Below are 23,234 nucleotides of genomic sequence, written 5' to 3'. Positions count from 1 at the left end.
CTCCCGGTCACCGGCGCTCCGGCTCCGGCGCCTCGTCACCCCTGGCGTTCCCGCCCTGGTCATCCGAACGCGCGGCGTCCGGGCCGGTGGCGTCCACGGCGGCGGCGCGGGTGTCGGCGACCAGCGACCGCGCCTCGGCGTCGGTCAGCTCGTCGTCGCCCAGGTCCGCGGCGTCCCGGTCCCGGTACCCTGCGCCCTCGCCGGCCGGCACCGCGTCAGCGCCGTCCGCCGCGACGGCGTCCGCCGTGTCGGCGTCGGCCCGCAGCCGGGCGTCGCCGTCGAGGTCGTCCTCGTCCTGGTCGCCGTCCTGGTCGCCGTCGAGGTCGTCGTCCTCGTCCTCGTCGTCGCCCTGGTCGCCGTCGAGGTCGTCGTCGTAGCCCTCGTCGTCCTGGTCGTCGTCGTAGCCGGTCTCGTCGTCGTCCTCGTCGTCGTCGAGGTCCTCATCGTCGTCGCTGAGGTCGTCCTCGTCGTCGAGGTCGTCGTCGGAGTCGGCGCCGCCGGTGAGGTCGGCGTCGGGACGGGCCGGCACGGCACCCGGGGCTCCCGGGCCGCCCGCGAACTCCTCGTCCTCCTCGTCGTCGCCCTCGATAACGACGCCGTCCAGCTCCAGCAGCCGCTCGGCGGCGTCGGTCTCACCCTCGGCGTCGGCGTCGGCGGCCCGGGAGAACCACTCCCGTGCCTCCTCGCGGCGGCCCACCGCCAGCAGCGCGTCCGCGTAGGCGTAGCGCAGCCGCGCCGCCCACGACTCGGTCGAGTCGGCGGTCAGCTCCGGGACCTGGAGCATGGCCACGGCCGCGTCCTTCTGCCCGAGGTCGCCCCGCGCCCCGCTGGCCACGATCAGCAGCTCGATGGCGACGGCCTGGTCGAGCTTCTCCCGGTCCGCCCCGCGGAACAGGTCGATGGCCCGCTCGGGGCGGCCCAGCGCCCGCTCGCAATCGGCCAGCACGGCCAGGTGGCTCTGGAGCCCGGTCATCCGGTGGTAGGTGCGCAGCTCGGCGACGGCCGTCTGCCACTCCCCCGCGTGGTACGCGGCCAGCCCGACCGCCTCCCGCACCGCGGCGATCCGCGAGGCGAGCCGGCGGGCGGCCATGGCGTGCGCCAGCGCCTCGGCCGGGTCGTCGTCGATCAGCAGCCCGGTCGCGACCAGGTGCCGGGCGACGGTCTCCGCCACCGGCTTGGCGAGGGAGAGCAGCTCCGCCCGGACGGTCGAGTCGAGGTCGGTGGCGACCACCTCGTCCGGCAACGCCGGCGCCTCACCCGTACGCCCCTCGGCGCGCTCGTCCTGCCGCTCGCGGTAGCCACCCTCGGGGCGGCGGTCGTCCCGGCCGTAGCCCCGGCGCTCCCCGTCCCGCTCGGTACGCTCGCGCCCGCCGCGGAAGCCACCCTCGCGCTCCTCGCGACGGAAGCCACCGGGCCGCTCGTCGCGGCGGAAGCCCTCGCGGCGCTCGCCGCCACGGAAGCCGCCCTCACGACGGTCACCACCGAAGCCACCCTCGCGGCGCTCACCACCGCGGAAGCCACCCTCACGGCGCTCACCGCCGCGGAAGCCGCCCTCGCGCCGGTCGCCGCCGAAGCCGCCCTCCCGCCGGCCGCCCGGACGGTCGTCGCGGCGGAAGCCTTCACGACGCTCACCGCCGGCGAAGCCCTCACGGCGCTCGCCACCGCGGAAGCCGCCCTCGCGGTCGCCACCGCGGAAGCCACCCTCGCGGCGCTCGCCACCACGGAAGCCACCCTCGCGGCGCTCGCCGCCACGGAAGCCACCCTCACGGCGCTCGCCGCCACGGAAGCCACCCTCACGGCGCTCGCCGCCACGGAAGCCACCCTCACGGCGCTCACCACCGCGGAAGCCACCCTCACGGCGCTCACCACCACGGAAGCCACCCTCACGCTCACCACCGCGGAAGCCACCCTCGCGGCGCTCACCGCCACGGAAGCCACCCTCGCGGTCGCCACCACGGAAGCCACCCTCACGCTCACCACCGCGGAAGCCACCCTCGCGGCGCTCACCGCCGCGGAAGCCACCCTCGCGGCGCTCACCACCGCGGAAACCGCCCTCGCGGTCGCCACCACGGAAGCCACCCTCGCGGCGCTCGCCGCCACGGAAGCCGCCCTCGCGGTCGCCGCCACGGAAGCCACCCTCGCGGCGCTCGCCGCCACGGAAGCCACCCTCGCGGCGCTCACCGCCACGGAAGCCACCCTCGCGGTCGCCACCACGGAAGCCACCCTCGCGGCGCTCACCGCCACGGAAGCCACCCTCGCGGTCGCCACCACGGAAGCCACCCTCACGGCGCTCACCGCCACGGAAACCGCCCTCGCGACGCTCACCGCCACCGAAGCCACCCTCACGGCGCTCACCACCGCGGAAGCCGCCCTCGCGGCGCTCACCACCGCGGAAGCCACCCTCGCGGTCGCCACCCTCGCGGCGGTCACCGCCACGGAAACCGCCCTCGCGGCGCTCGCCGCCACGGAAGCCGCCCTCACGGCGGTCGCCGCCGGCGAAGCCGCCGCGCCGCTCACCGCCACGGAACCCGCCCTCGCGGTCGCCACCACGGAACCCGCCCTCGCGGTCGCCGCCGCGGGAACCGCCCTCACGGCGCTCACCAGAGCGGAAGCCGCCCCGCGGGCCGCCCGAGCGGTCGTCCCGGTCGCCCCGGTACGCGGGGCGGTCGTCGCGGCGGGCGTCGCCACGCCCCTGCCCGCGCTCGGCGCGGTCCTCGTAACGACGGGGGCGGTCCTCGCCCTGCGGTCCTGAACTCACGGGTACATCCTTCCTCAGTGCGTCTCCAAGGACGCTAACGCAGTCGAGGGCCGACCCTGCTGGGGCGGCCCTCGACTGGAAGATTGTCCGGCGGTGTCCTACTCTCCCACACCCTCCCGAGTGCAGTACCATCGGCGCTGGAGGGCTTAGCTTCCGGGTTCGGAATGTTACCGGGCGTTTCCCCTCCGCCATGACCGCCGTAACTCTATGAACATGTCAAACAACCAGCCTGTGGTTGTCGTTTGTTCAGAGTTGCACAGTGGACGCGTAGCAGCTTGGTAGTCAAGTCCTCGGCCTATTAGTACCGGTCAACTGAACCCGTTACCGGGCTTACATTTCCGGCCTATCAACCCAGTCGTCTAGCTGGGGGCCTTACCCCACAAATGTGGGTGGGATACCTCATCTTGAAGCGAGCTTCCCGCTTAGATGCTTTCAGCGGTTATCCCTTCCGAACGTAGCTAACCAGCCGTGCCCCTGGCGGGACAACTGGCACACCAGAGGTTCGTCCGTCCCGGTCCTCTCGTACTAGGGACAGCCCTTCTCAAGTATCCTACGCGCACGGCGGATAGGGACCGAACTGTCTCACGACGTTCTAAACCCAGCTCGCGTACCGCTTTAATGGGCGAACAGCCCAACCCTTGGGACCTGCTACAGCCCCAGGATGCGACGAGCCGACATCGAGGTGCCAAACCATCCCGTCGATATGGACTCTTGGGGAAGATCAGCCTGTTATCCCCGGGGTACCTTTTATCCGTTGAGCGACACCGCTTCCACATGCCAGTGCCGGATCACTAGTCCCGACTTTCGTCCCTGCTCGACCTGTCAGTCTCACAGTCAAGCTCCCTTGTGCACTTGCACTCAACACCTGATTGCCAACCAGGCTGAGGGAACCTTTGGGCGCCTCCGTTACCCTTTAGGAGGCAACCGCCCCAGTTAAACTACCCACCAGACACTGTCCCTGAACCGGATAACGGTCCGAAGTTAGATACCCAAATCAACCAGAGTGGTATTTCAAGATTGCCTCCACCCATACTGGCGTATGAGCTTCACCGGCTCCCACCTATCCTACACAAGCTAACTCAAGTACCAATGTCAAGCTATAGTAAAGGTCCCGGGGTCTTTCCGTCCTGCCGCGCGTAACGAGCATCTTTACTCGTAGTGCAATTTCGCCGGGCCTGTGGTTGAGACAGTGGGGAAGTCGTTACGCCATTCGTGCAGGTCGGAACTTACCCGACAAGGAATTTCGCTACCTTAGGATGGTTATAGTTACCACCGCCGTTTACTGGCGCTTAAGTTCTCCGCTTCGCCCCGAAGAGCTAACAGGTCCCCTTAACGTTCCAGCACCGGGCAGGCGTCAGTCCATATACATCGAATTACTTCTTCGCATGGACCTGTGTTTTTAGTAAACAGTCGCTTCCCCCTGCTCTCTGCGGCCATACAACGCTCCACCCGCGCGGGGCTTCACGTCTCCGGCCCCCCTTCTCCCTAAGTTACGGGGGCAATTTGCCGAGTTCCTTAACCACAGTTCGCCCGATCGCCTCGGTATTCTCTACCTGACCACCTGTGTCGGTTTGGGGTACGGGCCGCTAAGAACTCGCTAGAGGCTTTTCTCGGCAGCATAGGATCACTGACTTCACCTGAATCGGCTCGGCATCACGTCTCAGCCTATATGGCGTGCGGATTTGCCTACACGCCGGCCTACACGCTTACCCCGGCACAACCACCGGCCGGGCTCAGCTACCTTCCTGCGTCACCCCATCGCTTGACTACTACCCGCCAGGTTCCCACGCTCACCGCTTCAGACCCGAAGGTCATCCACAGCTCGGGTGGTTAGCACAACGAGGTTCGTCAGGGTCGCTCTTTCGCGGGTACGGGAATATCAACCCGTTGTCCATCGACTACGCCTCTCGGCCTCGCCTTAGGTCCCGACTCACCCAGGGCGGATTAGCCTGGCCCTGGAACCCTTGGTCATCCGGCGGAAGGGTTTCTCACCCTTCTTTCGCTACTCATGCCTGCATTCTCACTCGTGCCGCGTCCACAACTAGGTCACCCCGTTGCTTCACTCGCGGCACGACGCTCCCCTACCCATCCACACACCTGCACAAGGAATCAAGTCCAAGCGAGGTTGAAATGTGAATGCCACAGCTTCGGCGGTGTGCTTGAGCCCCGCTACATTGTCGGCGCGGAACCACTTGACCAGTGAGCTATTACGCACTCTTTAAAGGGTGGCTGCTTCTAAGCCAACCTCCTGGTTGTCTATGCGACCCCACATCCTTTTCCACTTAGCACACGCTTAGGGGCCTTAGCTGGTGATCTGGGCTGTTTCCCTCTCGACTACGAAGCTTATCCCCCGCAGTCTCACTGCCGCGCTCTCACTTACCGGCATTCGGAGTTTGGCTGATTTCGGTAAGCTTGTGGGCCCCCTAGACCATCCAGTGCTCTACCTCCGGCAAGAAACACGCGACGCTGCACCTAAATGCATTTCGGGGAGAACCAGCTATCACGGAGTTTGATTGGCCTTTCACCCCTAACCACAGGTCATCCCCCAACTTTTCAACGTTGGTGGGTTCGGCCCTCCACGCGGTCTTACCCGCGCTTCAGCCTGCCCATGGCTAGATCACTCCGCTTCGGGTCTAGAGCATGCGACTAAAACGCCCTATTCAGACTCGCTTTCGCTACGGCTCCCCCACACGGGTTAACCTCGCCACATGCCACTAACTCGCAGGCTCATTCTTCAAAAGGCACGCCGTCACCCCGCAAGGCTCCGACGGATTGTAGGCGAACGGTTTCAGGTACTATTTCACTCCCCTCCCGGGGTACTTTTCACCATTCCCTCACGGTACTCGTCCGCTATCGGTCACCAGGAAGTATTTAGGCTTACCAGGTGGTCCTGGCAGATTCACGGCAGATTTCAGGGGTCCGCCGCTACTCGGGAACACCCACAGGAGGTCAACAACTTTCACCTACCGGACTATCACCGTCTACGGTCAGCCATTCCAGACTGTTCGACTAGCCATTGACTTTGTAACTCCTCGAACAAGTGTCAGCTCATTCAGCAGGGTCCCACAACCCCGACCACGCAACCCCTGACAGGTATCACACGCAGCCGGTTTAGCCTCAATCCGCTTTCGCTCGCCACTACTCACGGAATCACTAGTTGTTTTCTCTTCCTACGGGTACTGAGATGTTTCACTTCCCCGCGTTCCCCCCACACACCCTATGTGTTCAGGTGCGGGTGACACCACATGACTGGTGCCGGGTTTCCCCATTCGGACACCCTGGGATCACAGCTTGGTTGACAGCTCCCCCAGGCCTATCGCGGCCTCCCACGTCCTTCATCGGCTCCTGGTGCCAAGGCATCCACCGTTCGCCCTTGACAACTTGACCACAAAGATGCTCGCGTCCACTGTGCAATTCTCAACAAACAACCAACCCACAACCAGATCCGTGCGACACCAAACCCGGCCAACCGCCGGCGGTATGCCACACCAGGCCGTGCCTGGCGCCATCCCGAGGCAATCCACCTCGAGCTTCGGCTCTGAAAGACAACCACGGGTTGTTCTTTCAGGACCCAACAGGGTGCTTTACATCCTCCCCCAGCCGCACCAGGACTTCGTTCCACACCACCGAGGTGGCCGTACTAGAAGGAACCCGGCCGTTGCCAGGGAAAGACTCGCCAGTGTCTCCGCCATTGAGCACCCCGACCCGACATTCGCGGGCCGCGGGCTCCTTGCACCCTTTCGGGTGAAGGTGCTCCTTAGAAAGGAGGTGATCCAGCCGCACCTTCCGGTACGGCTACCTTGTTACGACTTCGTCCCAATCGCCAGCCCCACCTTCGACGGCTCCCTCCCACAAGGGGTTGGGCCACCGGCTTCGGGTGTTGCCGACTTTCGTGACGTGACGGGCGGTGTGTACAAGGCCCGGGAACGTATTCACCGCAGCGTTGCTGATCTGCGATTACTAGCGACTCCGACTTCACGGGGTCGAGTTGCAGACCCCGATCCGAACTGAGACCGGCTTTTTGGGATTCGCTCCACCTCACGGTATCGCAGCCCATTGTACCGGCCATTGTAGCATGCGTGAAGCCCTGGACATAAGGGGCATGATGACTTGACGTCATCCCCACCTTCCTCCGAGTTGACCCCGGCAGTCTTCGATGAGTCCCCGCCATAACGCGCTGGCAACATCGAACGAGGGTTGCGCTCGTTGCGGGACTTAACCCAACATCTCACGACACGAGCTGACGACAGCCATGCACCACCTGTGACCGCCCCCGAAGGACCTGCCATCTCTGACAGTTTTGCGGCCATGTCAAACCCAGGTAAGGTTCTTCGCGTTGCATCGAATTAATCCGCATGCTCCGCCGCTTGTGCGGGCCCCCGTCAATTCCTTTGAGTTTTAGCCTTGCGGCCGTACTCCCCAGGCGGGGCGCTTAATGCGTTAGCTGCGGCACAGGGAACCGGAGAGGCCCCCCACACCTAGCGCCCAACGTTTACAGCGTGGACTACCAGGGTATCTAATCCTGTTCGCTCCCCACGCTTTCGCTCCTCAGCGTCAGTATCGGCCCAGAGACCCGCCTTCGCCACCGGTGTTCCTCCTGATATCTGCGCATTTCACCGCTACACCAGGAATTCCAGTCTCCCCTACCGAACTCTAGCCTGCCCGTATCGACTGCAGGCCCGCAGTTGAGCTGCGGGTTTTCACAGTCGACGCGACAAGCCGCCTACGAGCTCTTTACGCCCAATAAATCCGGACAACGCTCGCGCCCTACGTCTTACCGCGGCTGCTGGCACGTAGTTGGCCGGCGCTTCTTCTGCAGGTACCGTCACTTACGCTTCGTCCCTGCTGAAAGAGGTTTACAACCCGAAGGCCGTCATCCCTCACGCGGCGTCGCTGCATCAGGCTTCCGCCCATTGTGCAATATTCCCCACTGCTGCCTCCCGTAGGAGTCTGGGCCGTGTCTCAGTCCCAGTGTGGCCGGTCGCCCTCTCAGGCCGGCTACCCGTCGTCGCCTTGGTAGGCCATCACCCCACCAACAAGCTGATAGGCCGCGAGCCCATCCCAGGCCGAAAAACTTTCCACCCAGCCTCATGCGAGGCCAGGTCCTATTCGGTATTAGCCCCGGTTTCCCGGGGTTATCCCAAAGCCTAGGGCAGGTTGCTCACGTGTTACTCACCCGTTCGCCGCTCGAGTACCCCGAAGGGCCTTTCCGCTCGACTTGCATGTGTTAAGCACGCCGCCAGCGTTCGTCCTGAGCCAGGATCAAACTCTCCAACAAAAACTTGTTGAAAACATGTCCTGACAACAAAAGTGTTGCCAAAGGAATCCCAACCAATCAGACCACAGCCTGACCAGTCCGGGGTATAAATCAATTTGGCACTGGCTTATCAAGCACCCTGTTGAGTTCTCAAAGAACAACCACACACCATCCGGAAACCCCGCACCAGCAGGACCCCCGTCCGGGGCATTTCGTTCATCCGCCCGCCGCTCTCGCGCCGGGCACTTTTACTACGTTACCCGCCGGATTCTGCCGTGTCAAACCGGTGTTTCGCGGTTTGTCGTGCTTGCAATCCTTTTGCCGGGCACCACAATTCGACCGGCTCGCACCGGGCGTTTCGTGGGTTTCGGCAGGACGGCCGCTGCGGTTTCCCGCTCGCTCGTCCGTGTCCCTGCCGGTCGACAACCTTACCCGGTCGGTTCCGCCTCGCCAAATCCGCCTCCCGGCGAATCCGGGGCACCGCCCGGTCCAGGGTCCGATGGGGTCAACCATCCTCGCCCGGTCGTCATTCCCGCGCTCCGGCCTCCCAGGTCTTTCGCCTGTTTCGTCCGTTCCGCGCTGGCAGAGAGAAAGTTACGCGCCCGGCGGATTGATCGTCAAATCCACCGGGCGCGTCCCGCGTCACACCGTCGACGTGGAGCTATCCGCCCAGCTCAACGCCGGCGAAGTTGCGCTTCCCGCGCCGCAGCACGAGGTAGCGGCCGTGCAGCAGATCCGCCGGCGACACGGTCGCGTCGACCTCGGCGATCCGCACGTTGTTGACGTACGCGCCGCCCTCGGCGATGACCCGCCGGGCCTCCTTCATGCTCGGCACCAGGCCCGACTCCTTGAGCAGGCCCGCGACGTCGGGCAGCTCGTCGAGGTGCACCAGACCGGCCTCGGTGAGCGCGGCACGCAGGGTCGCCGGGGAGAGCTCGTCGAGCGAGCCGCGGCCGAAGAGCGCCTGGCTGGCGGCGACGGCCTGGGCCATCTCCCGCTCCCCGTGGACGAGCGTGGTCAGCTCCTCGGCGAGCGCCCGCTGGGCGAGCCGCGCCTGCGGCCGTTCCGCGGTGGCCTTCTCCAGCTCCTCAATCTCCTCGCGGGAGCGGAAGCTGAAGTACCGCAGGTAGCGGCTGACGTCCCGGTCGTCGGCGTTGACCCAGAACTGGTAGAAGGCGTACGGGCTGGTCATCTGGGGGTCGAGCCAGACGGCGCCGGTCTCGCTCTTGCCGAACTTGGTGCCGTCGGACTTGGTCACCAGCGGCGTGGTGAACGCCTCCACGGGGCCGGCGCCCCGGCGGCGGATGTAGTCCACGCCCGCGGTGATGTTGCCCCACTGGTCGGAGCCGCCGTACTGGAGCTGGCAGCCGTGCCGGCGGTGCAGCTCGAAGAAGTCGTTGGCCTGGAGGAGCTGGTAGCTGAACTCGGTGTAGCTGATGCCGGTCTCCAGCCGGGCCTTGACCACCTCACGGGCCAGCATCTTGTTCACCGGGAAGTGCTTGCCGACGTCCCGGAGGAACTCCACCACCGACATCTCGCCGGTCCAGTCCAGGTTGTTGACCATCTGGGCGGCGTTCTCGCCGGTGTACGAGACGAACGGCGCGAGCTGGTCGCGGATGCGTTGCACCCAGCCGGCGATGACCTCGGGCGGGTTCAGGGTGCGCTCGGCGCTCTCCTTCGGGTCGCCGATCTGACCGGTGGCGCCGCCGACCAGCAGCAGCGGCCGGTGCCCGGCTAGCTGGAGCCGACGGGCCATGACGACCTGCATGAGGTTGCCGACGTGCAGGCTGGCCGCCGTCGGGTCGAAGCCCACGTAGAAGGTCATGCTCCCGCCGTCGAGCAGCTCGCGCAGCTCGTCGAGGCCGGTCGAGTCCTGGATCAGGCCCCGCCACAGCAGGTCTTCGGTCAGGGAGTCCCGCCCCTGCGGGAGGTTGCTGTCGGTCACGGTCACCGATTCTCCCCCATCAGCGGTCCCGGCCCGTACCGGGTTTGCCGACGACGGGCGACTAGGCTGGCGGCTCCACCGACAGGAGGGGGTCGCCGTGGAGGCGCCGGACATGACCGGGGGCTTCGTCGCCCTGCTGGGGTTGAAGTTCGACGAGGTGAGCGGAGACCGGGTGGTCATCCGCTGGCAGGTCCGCCCCGAGCTGCACCAGCCGTACGGGATCCAGCACGGCGGCGTCTACTGCTCGGTCGTGGAGACGGCGGCCAGCATCGGCGGCGCCCTGTGGCTGGGCGACAAGGGCAAGGTGGTCGGGGTCTCCAACCAGACCGACTTCCTGCGCGCCGTGCGCGACGGCGAGCTGACGGCGGTCGGCACCCCGATCCACCGCGGCCGCAGCCAGCAGCTCTGGGTCGTCGAGATCAGCGACGAGGGCGGCCGGCTGGTGGCGCGCGGTCAGGTGCGGCTCCAGAACCTGACGGCGGCCTGACCCGGGGGTTGCTCGATTCGCCCGAAAAGGGCGATCTGACGCCGATATCGTCGCGTCGATGAGACCGCCCGCTCCCGACCCGACGTGAGGAAGCTCTTCGCCGCCACGCTCGGCGTGCTGTCCGCCGTCGGCGGCTTCGTCGACATCGGCGACCTGGTGGCGGCGAGCCAGGCCGGTGCCCGCTTCGGGATGGCCCACGCCTGGGTGCTGCTCGTCGGGGTGGTGGGCATCTGCGCGTACGCCGAGATGGCCGGCCGGATCGCGGCGGTGAGCGGCCGGGCGGTGTTCGACCTGGTACGGGAGCGGCTGGGGCCGCGCGTGGCGCTGCTCAACCTGGTCGCCTCCTGGCTGGTCACGGTGATCACCCTGGCGGCCGAGCTGGGCGGGGTGGCGCTCGCGTTGCAGCTCGCCACGGGGTTGAGCCACCTGCTCTGGGTGCCGGTGGCCGCGGTGGCGGTCTGGCTGGTGCTGTGGCGGATGCGCTTCGAGCTGATGGAACGGGTCTTCGGCCTGGCCGGGCTGGCGCTGCTGGTCTTCGCGGTCGCGCTGTTCGCCCTGCCGACCGACTGGGCGGAGCTGGGGCACGGTGCGCTGCACGTCGGCTCGGCCGGTGCGGGCTGGCCGGCGTACTGGTTCGTGGCGGTGGCCCTGTTCGCGTCGACGGTCAGCCCGTACGAGGTGTTCTTCTTCTCCTCCGGCGGGGTCGAGGAGCGGTGGAGCGCCGCGGACCTGGCGCACGCCCGCTCGAACGTGCTGATCGGTTTCCCGGTCGGCGGTTTCCTGGCGCTGTCGCTGATCGCCGTGGCGACGGTGGCGTACCACCCGTCGGGGACGTCGCCGGACACCCTCGAGGCGGTCGCCCGCCCGGTGGTGAGCGCGCTGGGCGGGGCCGGGCTGGCCGCCGCGGTGCTGGCGTTCTTCGCGGTGACCTTCGGCGCGGCCCTGGAGACCGGCCTGTCGGCCGCGTACGCGGCGTCGCAGTACTTCGGCTGGCAGTGGGGCAAGCGGGTGAGCCCGCGGGAGGCGGCCCGGTTCCACAGCGTGCTGCTGGTCGGGCTGCTGCTCGGGGTGCTGTTGCTCATGACGGCGGTGGACCCGATCCGGCTCACCGAGTACATGCTGGTGCTCAGCGCGGTGGTGCTGCCGCTGACCTACCTGCCGATCCTGGTGGTGGCGAACGACCGCGGCTACCTCGGCGACCGGGTCAACGGCTGGTGGACGAACCTGCTCGGGGCCGTGTTCCTGCTGCTCATCGTCGCCGCCTCGCTGGCGGCGATCCCACTGGCGATCGTCACGAGGATGGGCCGATGAGGATCCAGCTCGCCAAGCAGGTGCTCGACCGGCAGATCATCGACGTCGACGGCCGGCTGGTCGGCCGGGTCGACGACATCGAGTTCGCCGTCGACGAGGAGGGCTACCCGTACGTGGAGTGCCTGCTCACCGGGCAGGCGGCGCTCGGGGAGCGGATCGGGGGCCGGACCGGGCGGCTGCTCAAGGCCGTCGCCGACCGGTTCACCGACGACCCGCCGGCGCCGCCGCTGCGTGTCCTGCTCACCCAGGTCGACCGGGTGGACAGCGTGGTGCGGCTGCGCTGCCCGGCGGCCGACCTGCCGCCCTCGCCGGTGGAGTCCTGGCTGCGCCGGCACCTGATCGACCGGATCCCGGGAGCGCACCGTGCGAGCGGGTGAGCTGCTCGGCCGCACCGCGTACGACCTGCACGGGCGGCGGTTGGGCCGGGTGGTCGACGTGGTGGTGCGGGGCGGGTGGCCGCCGGACCGGCTGCGGATCACCGATGTCATCGTGGCCGGCCACTGGTGGACCCTGGTCACCAGCCGGCTGATCGGGCCGGAGCGGCACCCGTCGGGGCCGTGGCTGCTGCGCGCGATCACCCGGGTGCTGAAGCGCAGCACCCTCCAGGTGCCCGCCGACTCGGTGCAGCTGCGCCCGCCGGTGCCGGGCTTCCCGTTCGGGCCCCCGGCCGGGCGCCGGTGAGGGTCAGCCGCGGGCCTCGTCGAGCACCGGCGCGTCGTCCGCGTCGGCGTCCTCCGTGCGGTCGCGACGGCGGTGGCGGCGGACGCGTACCTCGGTGATGGCATGGTGGTCGACGCCGCCCACGGCCAGGTCCCAGCCGTCGACCCGGACCCGCTCCCCCGCCACGGTGGGGATGTGCCCGAGGCAGATGAGCACGAGCCCGGCGATGGTGGTGTAGTCGCCGGGCGGCCGGTTCGGCAGCTCGACGCCCAGGTCGGTGAGGTCGTGCACCGGGAAGGTGCCGGGCAGCACCAGCGTGCCGTCCTCCTCGGTGCGGATCGAGCCGAGGTCCCGGTCGGTCTCGTCGTAGATCTCGCCGACGATCTCCTCGAGGATGTCCTCGAGGGTGACGATGCCGTCCACGGCGCCGCGCTCGTCGACCACCAGCGCGATGTGCTGGCGTTCCGCCTTGAACTGGCGCAGCGCGTCGACCACGGGCAGCGAGTCGGGCAGCAGCATGGGCGGCCTGGCGATCTCGTCCACCGGCCGGTCGTCGGGGACGCCGACCAGGTCCCGCAGGTGGATCACCCCGACCGCCTCGTCCAGGCCGCCGTGCCGCACCACCGGCGCCCGGGAGTGGCCGGTCGCGGCGAGGACCAGCCGGGCGGCCTCCGCGGTCGTCCCGCTGTCGAGGGTGAAGACCTGCAACCGGGGTACGAGCACCGCGCGCAGCTGCCGGTCGGCGATCTCGACGGCGCCGGCGATGATGGTCCGCTGTTCCTTCGTGAAGCCGTGGTTGCCGGCCACGATGTCGCGCAGCTCGTCGGGGCCGATCTCGTCCGGCTCGTGCTTCGGGTTCAGCCCGAACAGGCGGACCACCAGGTCGCTGGTGGCGCCGAGGGCCCACACCGCCGGCCGGGTGACGCTGGCCAGCAGGTCGAGCGGGCGCGCCACGACGAGAGCCCACCGCTCGGCGGACTGCATGGCGATGCGCTTGGGGGCCAGCTCGCCGAAGACCAGGGTCACGAAGGTCAGCGCCAGGGTGACCACCACGATGGCCACCGTCTCGGCGGCGTCGCCGAGCCCCCCGAGCAGCGGGACGAGGGGCTTCGCGAGGGACACCGCCGCCGCGGCGGAGGCCAGGAAGCCGGCCAGGGTGATCCCGATCTGGATGGTGGCGAGGAACCGGTTGGGGTCCTTGGCCAGGCGGGCCAGGGTGCGGCCGGCCCGGCTGCCGCGTTCCAGCCGCTGGAGCTGGCTGTCGCGCAGCGACACCAGGGCCATCTCGCTGCCGGCGAAGGCCGCGTTGACGATCACCAGAACTCCGACCAGGGCCAGCTGGCTCCAGTAGCTCTGCACGCCCGGTTCTCTCCCTCGGCCCGATCGGGGCGGGCCGCCGTGGCCCACCCGCGCGCCGCCCGGGGTCCGGACGGCGTAGGCCCCTCAGTGCCCCGCGGGCGGCCCGATGAATCCTGCGGGCGTGCGGTCAGGCGGTGGCGGGCAGGTCGAGCACGTACGCGTCGCCCTCGGGGCGGAAGCCGAGCCGGTGGTAGTAGGGGGCGACCATGCCGCGGGGGCTGACCACCCGGCGGAAGCCGCGGTCGGTGAACAGGCGGCTGCGGCGGTAGACGAACTCGCCGGGGGTGAAGTCGCGGAAGGGCGGGGTCACGTAGTCCAGGTCGATCTGGGCCACGCCGCCGGCCTCCGCGTGCGAGACCACCACGCCGACGACCTCGTCGGCGCGGACCACCAGGAAGGCCGAGCGGTCGGCGGCGGCCGGGTCCCAGCGGAAGTCGGGGTTGAACCGGGCGATGTCGGCGGCGTGCACCCGCAGGGTGTGGGCCAGGAAGGCGTCGCCGGTGCCCACCTCGACCACCTCGTAGGTCTGCGCGTCGTGCCGGGTGGCGAGCATCTTGCGCAGGTACCAGACGTTGATCACGGCGAGCACCACGTTGAGCCCCACCATGGGCCACACGTGCACGGCGGCGTTGTAGCCGATCAGGATGAGGCAGCCGAGCAGGTTGAGCGCGCGCAGCCGCAGGATGCGGGTCTGCAGTAGCGACCAGACCAGCAGCGCGGAGCCGGCCCAGCCGACGAGTTCCAGCCAGTTCACCCCGGGGAGACTAGTGGTCCGCCCGGTCAGGGTCCGACGGGCCCCGATCCGTCCGCCCACAGGTTCCCCTGCCAGACGTTGCCCGAGTTGTTCCGGTAGGCGGCAACGGGTCCGTAGCTGCCGCAGCGGGGGTTGAACTTCTTGCCGAAGCGGTTGTCGAGGTAGCGGATGTTGGTGCCGTTCGGGCCACCGCCGTAGGTGCAGTAGCCACCGGCGGTGTTGAAGAGGTTGTTCTGTACCAGCACGTTGTCGATGGTCGGCTCGTCGTAGAGCGACAGGGCCGACGAGCAGCCCTGCTTGTCCGGAGAGACGTTGACCCGGCTGCACTCGAGGTTGTTGTGGACGAGGGTGAGGTTCGCACCGCCGTTGGCGCCGGCCGCCGCCTGGTGAGCGCCCTCGGTGTACGTGAAGTCGTGGGCGTACGAGTCCCGGATGGTGACGTTGTCTCCCATGCTGATGCCCGTGCCCGTGTTGTGCACATGGCAGCGGATGCAGGTGAAGTTCGGTCCACCGATCGCTGCCCGGTCCGGCGTGGCGTTGCCCTCGTCCTCGACCTCGACATCGATCAAGGTGAGATTCTGGAAGTCCCAGTCCGTCATCCAGGAGGCGTACACCGAGCCCTTCACGTGGGACCGCTTGATGGTCACGTTCTTCGCCACGATCTTGAGATCCCGGGGGAAGTAGCAGCCGTCGAGCGTTGTGCCGGACGTGCGGATGTCACCGTCGCAGTTGCGCAGCTTCACTCCGGTGTGCTGCCACCCGGTGCAGTTCTCGTCCGGGAAGGCGGGGAACGGCGGGCAGGCGCCGGGAGCCGGCGGCGGCGTGGCGCTCCGGGTGGGACTCGGTGTCGGCGAGGCGCTCGGTGTGCGGGTGACGGTCGCAGTAGGGGTGGGACTGGGACGCGTGGCCGTGGGCCGCGGTGTCGGGGAGCCGGACGGAGTGGGCGTACCGGACGTGAAGACCACGTCCACCCAGTAGTTGGTGGCCTTGTAGCCCTGGTCCGGGAAGCCGCCGGCGCCGTACCGGTACACACCGTTGGCGCCCTTGGCCCCGTCAGCCGGGGCATGCAGCGGGCCGCGATCGCGGCCGGCCTTGAAGTAGTTGTCGTCGGCCGAGTAGGCCCCCACGTTCGTGTGGTACGACACCACATACAGGTCGTTGGCCTTGATGGGGACCGGCTTCGAGAAGGCGACGTACTGCCACCCGGACGCCGTCTCGCCGGTGAACTGAGCCGTTGCCAGCCGGGCCCCGCTGATCGTCCAGAGGCTGCCGGTGTGCGCTCCGGTGTTGGTTTTCGACTTGTAGAACCGCACACCGAGCACGGTGCCGGCCTGATCCGAGGTGAACTTGACCCCCAGCTCGACGGCCCGCCGGTCCGGGTCGGTCACCGTTCCGGGAACCGTGGAACTGCTCCACAGGGAATGCGATTGATCGGGAACGGGGTCTCCGGTGCGAGTACCGGTGAGCGTCGCATTGGCAAGAGCCGTCCCGGCAACGGCGACGATGCCGGCGACGCCCAACACGACGATCGATCTCAACTGATCACGCATCCGTTACCCCTTCTTGCGGTGCCACGGCTGTTCCGCAGGCACCGAAGCCACGCCGCTATTTCGATCATGACGAGGGTGGTCCTCGGCCAGACTATGTGACTTGCCGCTGATACCTGCCCTGCGCAACTCGCACGTGCCCACTCGCAGGAAGCGGTCGATCCTTGGCTCCGCCACCCCTGGCAATGCCTCAGACTGATCGGACCGACGACGTGCTCAACGAGCATCGGCGCCCGACAGGTGCTGTGATCAGCCGAAAAGCTTGCCCCGTCGCTGTCCTCCCGCCACCGCATCGCATAGATCTTTGACGAGTGGACGAAGAAAACGGCGAGTGCCCTATCGGTAGTTTGGGCGGCCGACCTCAGCCACCTGTTCGTGGCGCGTGTCGCTTAGCGGACAGACGGAGTTTCGGCTCTACAGTCGTCCATAGCATTTAGCCCGTCGTTAGGACTGGCAAAGGCTTCCGCCACGGTCCGACAATCCACGGGTCGATGCAATCTGGGGGTACGCCCTGTGCGCAATAACCAGTTTTCGCGCGATGTGGTCATCATTGGCGGTTGCGGCCGGGTCGGGCTGCCCTTGGGCATAGCGCTCGCCTCACGCGGCCTGACGGTGGCCCTCTACGACATCAACGAGGCGGCGGTGATAGCCGTCAACAACGGTGTGATGCCCTTTGCCGAGGATGGCGCCGACACGCTGCTGGCCGAGGCGACCGGAGCCGGCCGGCTCACCGCGACCACCGATCCCGCGAGCGTGGGTACGGCCGAGAACCTGATCGTGGTGGTGGGAACCCCGGTCGACGAGCATCTGAACCCCGACCTGGGGGCCGTGCCGCGTGCGCTTGAACGCTGCGCGGAGCATCTGGTCCCCGGCCAGTTGATCATTCTGCGCAGCACCGTGTATCCCGGAGTCACCGGGCTCGTCGAGAAGCTGCTGCGCGACAAGGGCATCCACGCGGACGTGGCCTTCTGCCCCGAGCGGATCGCCGAGGGCAAGGCCCTCACCGAACTCTTCGACCTGCCGCAGATCGTGGCGGCACGGACCTCGGACGTCAGCCAGCGAGCGGAGAAGTTCTTCCGGAACCTCACCGGTCAGATCGTGCCGCTCGCACCCGAGGAAGCGGAACTGGCGAAGCTGTTCACGAACACCTGGCGCTACATCAAGTTCGCCACCGCCAACCAGTTCTGGATGATGGCCAACGACTTCGGCCTGGACTACGCCCGTATCCGCCACGCCATCACGTTCGACTACCCACGTGCGGCAGACGTGCCGATGCCGGGCTTCGCCGCCGGACCATGCCTGCTGAAGGACACCATGCAGCTGGCCGCCTTCAACAAGAACAATTTCGTGCTCGGCCACGCGGCGATGCTCATCAACGAAGGGTTGCCGCTCTATCTGGTGTCCCGCCTCGAAGACCGCTTCGACCTGGCGAGCAGCACGGTCGGCGTCCTGGGCATGGCGTTCAAGGCCGGCAGCGACGACCCGCGCGAGAGCCTGGCCTACAAACTCCGGAAGATCCTGACGCTGAAGGCGAAGTCGGTCCTGTGCACCGACCCGTACGTGGTGGACGACCGGTTCGTCCCGCTCACCGATGTGCTGGCGGCCGCCGACGTCCTGGTCATCGCCGCGCCACACGCCGACTACGCCCGCCTCGACACCGAGCGCCCGGTGATCGACATGTGGGGTGTCACCAGGCAGGGGGTCCTGCTGTGAGGCCGCGGGTGTCCATCGTCATCCCGGTCTACGACGAGGGCGAGGCCATCCTGCCGTGCATGGAACGGATCCTGCGGGACGTCCTGCTGCCCAGCGAGATCCTGCTCGTGCACGACACCCCCGATGACTCCACGGTGCCCTACGCGGAAAAGATCGCCGTCACCGACTCGCGTGTCCGTCCGGTCCTCAACACGTACGGGCCGGGGCCCGCCAACGCCATCCGCTTCGGCATCGACGCCGCCCAGGCTCCGGTCACCGTGGTGACGATGGCGGACGGCTGCGACGACCCACGGCAGATCGACGAGCTGGCCCGCCTCGTCGAGCGCGGTGTGGTCGTGGCGGCGGCGTCGCGGTACATGCCCGGCGGGCAGCAGGTCGGCGGTCCGCGCCTCAAGCGGTTCCTGTCGCGCTGGGCGGGGCGCAGCCTCTACCTCTTCACCCGCGTCGGCACCCGCGACGCGACCAACAGCTTCAAGGCGTACGACACCGAGTTCGTCCGGTCGGTCGGCATCGAGTCGCGGGCCGGCTTCGAGATCGGTCTGGAGCTGACCGCGAAGGCCAGCCGGGTCCGCCGTCCGGTGGCCGAGATCCCCACCATCTGGCTCGACCGGCAGCTCGGCGAGTCCCACTTCGACCTGGGTCGGTTCCTCCCCAGCTACCTGCGCTGGTACCGGTTCGCCTACGGCCGGCGGCTGACGATGGAGCAACTCGCCGCCCGAAAAGAGCACCGCGACAGGCAACAACCCATCGCCACCCCCACCCTCGAACAGATCCACTAGGAGCATTCGTGTCAAAGGTTCTGGTCACCGGTTCGGCCGGCTTCATCGGCGGCTACGTCGTCGAGGAGTTGCTGTCACGCGGCCACGAGGTGGTGGGAGTCGACAACTTCTCCAAGTACGGTCCGGTGTCGCACTCGTACGATGCCGACCCGCGATACCGCTTCGTGGAAGGGGACGCCCGGGACACGGACCTGCTCGGCGATCTCCTGGCCGACTGTGACCACTTCATCGCCGGCGCGGCGATGATCGGTGGCATCTCCTACTTCCACACCTACGCGTACGACCTGCTGGCCACCAACGAGCGGATCATGGCCGCGTCCTGCGACGCCGCGATTCGGGCGCACCGCGACGGCCGGCTGCGAAAGGTGACCTACCTGTCCTCGTCGATGGTGTTCGAGTCCACGGACCACTGGCCGTCGAAGGAGGGCGACGAGCGGCAGATCCCGCCGCCGCTGTCCTCCTACGGCTTCCAGAAGCTGGCCGTGGAGTACTACGCCCGCGCGGCCTGGGACCAGTACCGGCTGCCGTACACGATCGTGCGGCCGTTCAACTGTGTCGGCGTCGGTGAGGGCCGGGCGCTGGGCGAGGCCGAGGTGCTCTCCGGCAACGTGAAGCTGGCCATGTCCCACGTGGTGCCCGACCTCGTCCAGAAGATCGTCAAGGGACAGGATCCGCTGCACATCCTCGGTGACGGCAACCAGGTCCGCCACTACACGTACGGGGGCGACCTGGCGCGCGGCATCGTGATCGCGATGGAGCACGAAGCGGCCCGGAACGAGGACTTCAACCTGTCGACCGCGGAGTCGACCACGGTGCTGGAGTTGGCCGAGCTGATCTGGCGCCGGATCAAGGGTCCGGAGACGCCGTTCCGGTACGTGTCCGACGACCCGTTCGAGTACGACGTGCAGAAGCGCGTCCCCGACGTCACGAAGGCACGGGAAGTGCTCGGATTCGAGGCGACGACCACGCTGAACGAGATGCTCGGCGAGGTGATCCCGTGGGTGACGCAGGCGGTCGCGGAGGGGCGGCTCTGACCGCCACCCAGCGGCCGGACACCCGCCCGGCACCACCGACGGCCGCTCGGGCGTTGTTCGTCGCCCCGGCGCCGGCCCGGTTCGGAGGATGGAGTGGCCCCGCGCTCGCCACGGTTGCGGTCGTGGCCGGCGCCGCGCTCCAACTGTTGCGCCAGCCGGGTGCCGGCGCACTCGACACCGTCTGGGCCGAGGACGGCACGGTCTTCCTCAGCGACGCCCTGCGGCAGGGGCCGCTGACGGCATTCGCCACCTCGTACGCCGGTTACTACCACGCCGTACCTCGGCTCCTGGGCGGAATCGCGGCGCTCGTCCCGGCGGACGCGGCCGCCGCCGTCCTGGCCGTCGAGGCGGCGCTCGCTGTCGCACTCCTCGCGGTGCTGGTCTACGTCGCCAGTGCGGCGCACCTGGCCGCACCGCTGTCCCGCGTGCTGGTGTCCGCGGCGATCCTGGTGGTGCCGGTGGGCCAGGGCGAGGTGCTGAACTCGATCGCCAACTTCCACTGGTACGGCTTGTACGCGCTCTTCTGGGTGCTGATCTGGACGCCGCGCACCAGGTCCGGGCGGGCCGTCGCGGTCGTGGTGACGCTCCTCGTGGTGGCGAGCGACATCCTGAGTGTCGTCTTCGCGCCCCTTGTGTTGTGGCGTGCGTTCCGCCCGGCGGACGGGCCGGGGCGGGACCGGCACGGCATCGTTCTGGCCGGCGCGCTCGCCCTCGGCGTGGCGGTGCACCTGGCCGGCCTGCTGGCCGGATCGAGCGGGCGGCAACTCTCTCCCGACCCGGTCCGCGCGCTGGCCGGCTACCTGCTGCGCGCGGTGCCGGCTCCACTGGTCGGCGAGCGCTGGTTGGGCGGCGAGATCGACGCCCGCTGGCTGGTGCTGGCCGCCGTCGCCTGGCTCGCGGTGGGTGCGGTGGTGTGGCTGGCCTCCGCCCGGCTGACCGGTCCGGCCTGGCCGCTGGCGATCGCCGCCGCGCTGCACGGCGCCGCCCTGTACGTCCTGCCGGTGTTCCTGTCCGGCACGGCCGCGCCGCGCTACGCGGTGGCTCCGGCGCTGCTCGTCGTGACGGCGCTGGTGGCCCTGCTCCAACCGGCCGGCGCCGCCCGTGCCGGGAAAGTGCCCCTGTGCGCCCTCGCGGTCGTGCTCGCGGTGGTTGCGGCGGTCAACTTCCGAGTCGACAACCCGCGTGCGGACGGTCCGTCGTGGCGCGAGGAACTGACGCGCGCCCGCACCACCTGCGCTCCGGGCGCCACCGCCGTCGTGCCGGTCGCTCCGCGGAACGAGGCGCCCCCCTGGCTGGCCCGCATCCCCTGCGGCCACCTCACATGACCGGGGCGATGGTGGCCTCGCGGGTAGGCCTCGTTTCCGATGAGGCGATCGGTGTCACGCACTGTCGGTTGGCGACGACACACCCGAAAGCGCGCGCTGGTGGGCCGAAGGTACCGCTTTCCCGGCGGCCGCCCGCCGAAATGCGACACAGCGCTGCGAACGCCCGTCACCGGCCGGTAGCTTCCCGAACGGATCAGGTCAATGGGCGTCAAACGAACCACCGTACGGACGAACGGAGTGCCGTGAGTTCTTCGCCTGCCATCTCAGACAGTCCCATCGGCGTCGCCGTCATCGGCGCCGGTTACTGGGGCCCCAACCTGGTGCGCAACTTCCAGGGATCGCCGGCCTTCCGCCTCCGGTGGCTGTGCGACCTCGACCGCGACCGGGCCCGCCGCGTCCTCGGCGACTACTCGACCGTGCAGGTCACCGACGACCTTGACACGGTGCTTGCCGACGAGACCGTGCAGGCCGTCGCGATCGCCACCCCGGCCGGCACCCACCTGCCGGTGGCACTGGCCGCGCTGCGCGCCGGTCGGCACGTGCTGGTGGAGAAGCCGCTCGCGGCCACGTACGACGAGGGGCGCCAGCTCGTCGAGGAGGCGGACCGTCGCGGGCTGACCCTCATGTGCGACCACACCTACTGCTACACGCCGGCGGTCCTGCGCATCCGTGAGCTCCTGCGCTCCGGCGACCTGGGCGAGCTGCACTACCTCGACTCGGTGCGGATCAACCTCGGTCTGGTCCAGCGCGACATCGACGTGGTCTGGGATCTGGCCCCGCACGACCTGTCCATCCTGGACTTCGTCCTGCCGCCGGGGATCGCGCCGACGGCCGTCGCCGCCCACGGCGCCGACGGCATCGGGGCCGGGCGCAGCTGCGTCGCGTACCTCACGCTCCAGCTCAACACGGGCGCGATCGCGCACATCCACGTCAACTGGCTCTCCCCGGTCAAGATCCGCACCGCCATCATCGGCGGATCCAAGCGCACCCTCATCTGGGACGACCTCAACCCCAGCCAGCGTCTGGCGATCTTCGATCGCGGCGTCGACGTGGCGACGCCCGAGGAACTCGGCGACGAGGAACGCCGCGACGTGCTGGTCTCGTACCGCTCCGGGGACATGGTGGCGCCGGCGCTCACCGAGCGCGAGGCACTGCGGACCATGGTGGAGGAGTACGCGCGCGCCATCCGCACCGGATCGCCGGCGCTCACCGACGGCCGGTCCGGCCTGCGGGTGCTCCAGATCCTGCAGGCGGCGTCGCACAGTCTCGCCAACGGCGGTTTGATGGTCGACCTGCAGGGAGGATCCGAAGGATGAGTGCGGCGGTATCGGTCAAGGACGCGTGTGCCCTGGTGACGGGCGGTGCCGGCACGATCGGCTCCCACGTGGTCGACCTCCTCGTGCAGGGCGGCGCCAGAGAGGTGGTGGTGCTCGACAACTTCGTCCGCGGCCGGCGCGAGAACCTGCAGTGGGCTCTGCAGAACGGCCCGGTGCGCCTGGTGGCGGGGGACATCCGCGACGCGGACCTGGTCCGCGAGGTCAGCCGGGGCAAGGACCTGGTGTTCCACCTCGCCGCCATCCGGATCACCCAGTGCGCCGAGGAGCCGCGGCTGGCCAACGAGGTGCTCGTCGACGGCACGTTCAATGTGCTGGAAGCGGCCGCCGCCGCGGGCGTCCGCAAGGTCGTCGCCTCCTCGTCGGCGTCGGTGTACGGCCTGGCGGAGGTCTTTCCCACTACCGAACGGCACCATCCGTACAACAACGACACCTTCTACGGTGCCGCCAAGGCGTTCAACGAGGGCATGCTGCGCAGCTTCCACAGCATGTACGGCCTCGACTACGTGGCCCTGCGCTACTTCAACGTCTACGGCCCCCGGATGGACATCCACGGTCTGTACACCGAGGTGCTGATCCGCTGGATGGAACGCATCGAGTCGGGCACTCCCCCGCTGATCCTCGGCGACGGCCGGCAGACCATGGACTTCGTGCACGTTGCCGACATCGCGCGGGCCAACATCCTGGCCGCCGAGGCCGACGTGACCGACGAGGTGTTCAACATCGCCAGCGGTACGGAGACCAGCCTCAAGGAGCTGGCACAGGCGCTGAGCGAGGTCATGAAGTCCGACCTGCCGCCGCAGCACGGGCCCGCGCGCGCGGTCAACGGGGTGACGCGGCGGTTGGCGGACACCTCGGCGGCCGACGAGCGGATCGGCTTCCGGGCCGGCATCGGGCTCCACGAAGGCCTGCAGGGCCTGGTCGACTGGTGGCGGGGGCAGCGATGAGTCCAGCCGATCCGGGCCGCCGGA

The 23,234-nt window shown here is 68.3% G+C and carries 15 protein-coding genes, 3 rRNA genes and 1 pseudogene; 11 read left to right on the top strand and 8 right to left on the bottom strand.

The annotated features are described in order from the left end of the window. Positions 1–454: 454 nt before the first annotated feature. Positions 455–1,171, bottom strand: a pseudogene (locus GCE86_RS05610) (hypothetical protein); the annotation flags it as partial. Here GCE86_RS05610 and GCE86_RS05605 point away from each other — a divergent pair. Continuing rightward, complete coding sequence (locus tag GCE86_RS05605) at positions 1,148–2,752, top strand: hypothetical protein (RefSeq protein ID WP_154225931.1); 1,605 nt, start codon at positions 1,148–1,150, stop codon at positions 2,750–2,752. The pseudogene GCE86_RS05610 and the gene GCE86_RS05605 sit on opposite strands and share 24 nt — an antisense overlap. A 91-nt stretch (positions 2,753–2,843) precedes the next feature. On the opposite strand, the gene rrf is transcribed toward GCE86_RS05605, so the two are convergent. The 4 genes from rrf to tyrS form a co-directional block, all read right to left on the bottom strand. Beyond that, positions 2,844–2,960 (bottom strand): 5S ribosomal RNA (gene rrf, locus GCE86_RS05600). Positions 2,961–3,036: 76 nt separating this feature from the next. Next, a 23S ribosomal RNA gene (locus tag GCE86_RS05595) occupies positions 3,037–6,145 on the bottom strand. Positions 6,146–6,519: 374 nt separating this feature from the next. Beyond that, a 16S ribosomal RNA gene (locus GCE86_RS05590) occupies positions 6,520–8,036 on the bottom strand. The 16S, 23S and 5S rRNA genes sit together here, the layout of an rRNA operon. Before the next feature lie 640 nt (positions 8,037–8,676). Continuing rightward, a complete protein-coding gene (gene tyrS, locus GCE86_RS05585) occupies positions 8,677–9,966 on the bottom strand; it encodes a tyrosine--tRNA ligase (RefSeq protein ID WP_420846494.1) in 1,290 nt (429 codons plus the stop codon). A gap of 106 nt (positions 9,967–10,072) precedes the next feature. On the opposite strand from tyrS, the gene GCE86_RS05580 reads away from it, so the two are divergent. From GCE86_RS05580 to GCE86_RS05565, 4 genes are all read left to right on the top strand, one after another. Then, positions 10,073–10,447 carry a PaaI family thioesterase gene (locus tag GCE86_RS05580; protein WP_204342894.1) on the top strand — a complete coding sequence of 125 codons (375 nt, stop codon included), beginning with the start codon at positions 10,073–10,075 and terminating at the stop codon, positions 10,445–10,447. Positions 10,448–10,531: 84 nt separating this feature from the next. Next, complete coding sequence (locus GCE86_RS05575; protein WP_154225929.1) at positions 10,532–11,758, top strand: NRAMP family divalent metal transporter; 1,227 nt, start codon at positions 10,532–10,534, stop codon at positions 11,756–11,758. Further along, positions 11,755–12,135: a hypothetical protein gene (locus tag GCE86_RS05570; protein WP_154225928.1), complete on the top strand. Its 381-nt coding sequence runs from the start codon at positions 11,755–11,757 to the stop codon at positions 12,133–12,135. The genes GCE86_RS05575 and GCE86_RS05570 overlap by 4 nt, the downstream gene beginning before the upstream one ends. Then, complete coding sequence (locus GCE86_RS05565) at positions 12,122–12,439, top strand: PRC-barrel domain containing protein (protein ID WP_154225927.1); 318 nt, start codon at positions 12,122–12,124, stop codon at positions 12,437–12,439. Before GCE86_RS05570 ends, GCE86_RS05565 begins: the two co-directional genes overlap by 14 nt. 3 nt (positions 12,440–12,442) lie before the next feature. Here the strand turns inward: GCE86_RS05565 and GCE86_RS05560 are convergent, their stop codons facing one another. The 3 genes from GCE86_RS05560 to GCE86_RS31785 form a co-directional block, all read right to left on the bottom strand. Beyond that, on the bottom strand, positions 12,443–13,777 hold the full coding sequence (locus tag GCE86_RS05560; RefSeq protein ID WP_154225926.1) for a hemolysin family protein: 1,335 nt from the start codon (positions 13,775–13,777) through the stop codon (positions 12,443–12,445). A gap of 127 nt (positions 13,778–13,904) precedes the next feature. Next, positions 13,905–14,531: a hypothetical protein gene (locus tag GCE86_RS05555; RefSeq protein WP_154225925.1), complete on the bottom strand. Its 627-nt coding sequence runs from the start codon at positions 14,529–14,531 to the stop codon at positions 13,905–13,907. 26 nt (positions 14,532–14,557) lie between these two features. Then, positions 14,558–16,081 carry a DUF4082 domain-containing protein gene (locus GCE86_RS31785; protein WP_208818073.1) on the bottom strand — a complete coding sequence of 508 codons (1,524 nt, stop codon included), beginning with the start codon at positions 16,079–16,081 and terminating at the stop codon, positions 14,558–14,560. Positions 16,082–16,591: 510 nt separating this feature from the next. Here GCE86_RS31785 and GCE86_RS05545 point away from each other — a divergent pair. The 6 genes from GCE86_RS05545 to GCE86_RS05520 all read left to right on the top strand — a co-directional run bounded on the left by GCE86_RS05545 (position 16,592) and on the right by GCE86_RS05520 (position 23,210). Beyond that, positions 16,592–17,791 (top strand): nucleotide sugar dehydrogenase, encoded by a 1,200-nt coding sequence (locus GCE86_RS05545; RefSeq protein ID WP_244317196.1) that lies wholly within the window; start codon positions 16,592–16,594, stop codon positions 17,789–17,791. An 8-nt stretch (positions 17,792–17,799) separates the two neighbouring features. Further along, positions 17,800–18,570, top strand: a complete 771-nt coding sequence (locus tag GCE86_RS05540; protein ID WP_244317195.1) for a glycosyltransferase family 2 protein — start codon at positions 17,800–17,802, stop codon at positions 18,568–18,570. 8 nt (positions 18,571–18,578) lie between these two features. Next, positions 18,579–19,604, top strand: coding sequence for an NAD-dependent epimerase/dehydratase family protein (locus tag GCE86_RS05535; protein ID WP_154225923.1), 1,026 nt, complete (start codon positions 18,579–18,581; stop codon positions 19,602–19,604). A 122-nt stretch (positions 19,605–19,726) separates the two neighbouring features. After that, positions 19,727–20,929, top strand: coding sequence for a hypothetical protein (locus GCE86_RS05530; RefSeq protein WP_154225922.1), 1,203 nt, complete (start codon positions 19,727–19,729; stop codon positions 20,927–20,929). A 242-nt stretch (positions 20,930–21,171) separates the two neighbouring features. Continuing rightward, positions 21,172–22,245, top strand: a complete 1,074-nt coding sequence (locus tag GCE86_RS05525; protein ID WP_244317193.1) for a Gfo/Idh/MocA family protein — start codon at positions 21,172–21,174, stop codon at positions 22,243–22,245. Beyond that, the gene (locus GCE86_RS05520) at positions 22,242–23,210 is read left to right on the top strand and encodes an NAD-dependent epimerase/dehydratase family protein (RefSeq protein ID WP_154225921.1); all 969 of its coding nucleotides are present in this window, start codon (positions 22,242–22,244) and stop codon (positions 23,208–23,210) included. Before GCE86_RS05525 ends, GCE86_RS05520 begins: the two co-directional genes overlap by 4 nt. The last annotated feature ends 24 nt before the right edge of the window (positions 23,211–23,234 follow it).

Origin of the sequence: Micromonospora terminaliae (assembly GCF_009671205.1) — a bacterium.
Taxonomy (GTDB): domain Bacteria; phylum Actinomycetota; class Actinomycetes; order Mycobacteriales; family Micromonosporaceae; genus Micromonospora; species Micromonospora terminaliae.
The sequence above is the reverse complement of the archived record's forward strand: the minus strand, read 5'-3'. Positions and strand labels throughout refer to the sequence as shown.

Bases quoted from the DNA above. Each gene is read 5' to 3' on its own strand.
- GCE86_RS05580 (WP_204342894.1), top strand. From the start codon at position 10,073: ATGACCGGGGGCTTCGTCGCCCTGCTGGGGTTGAAGTTCGACGAGGTG.
- GCE86_RS05520 (WP_154225921.1), top strand. From the start codon at position 22,242: ATGAGTGCGGCGGTATCGGTCAAGGACGCGTGTGCCCTGGTGACGGGC.
- GCE86_RS31785 (WP_208818073.1), bottom strand. From the start codon at position 16,081: ATGCGTGATCAGTTGAGATCGATCGTCGTGTTGGGCGTCGCCGGCATC.
- GCE86_RS05570 (WP_154225928.1), top strand. From the start codon at position 11,755: ATGAGGATCCAGCTCGCCAAGCAGGTGCTCGACCGGCAGATCATCGAC.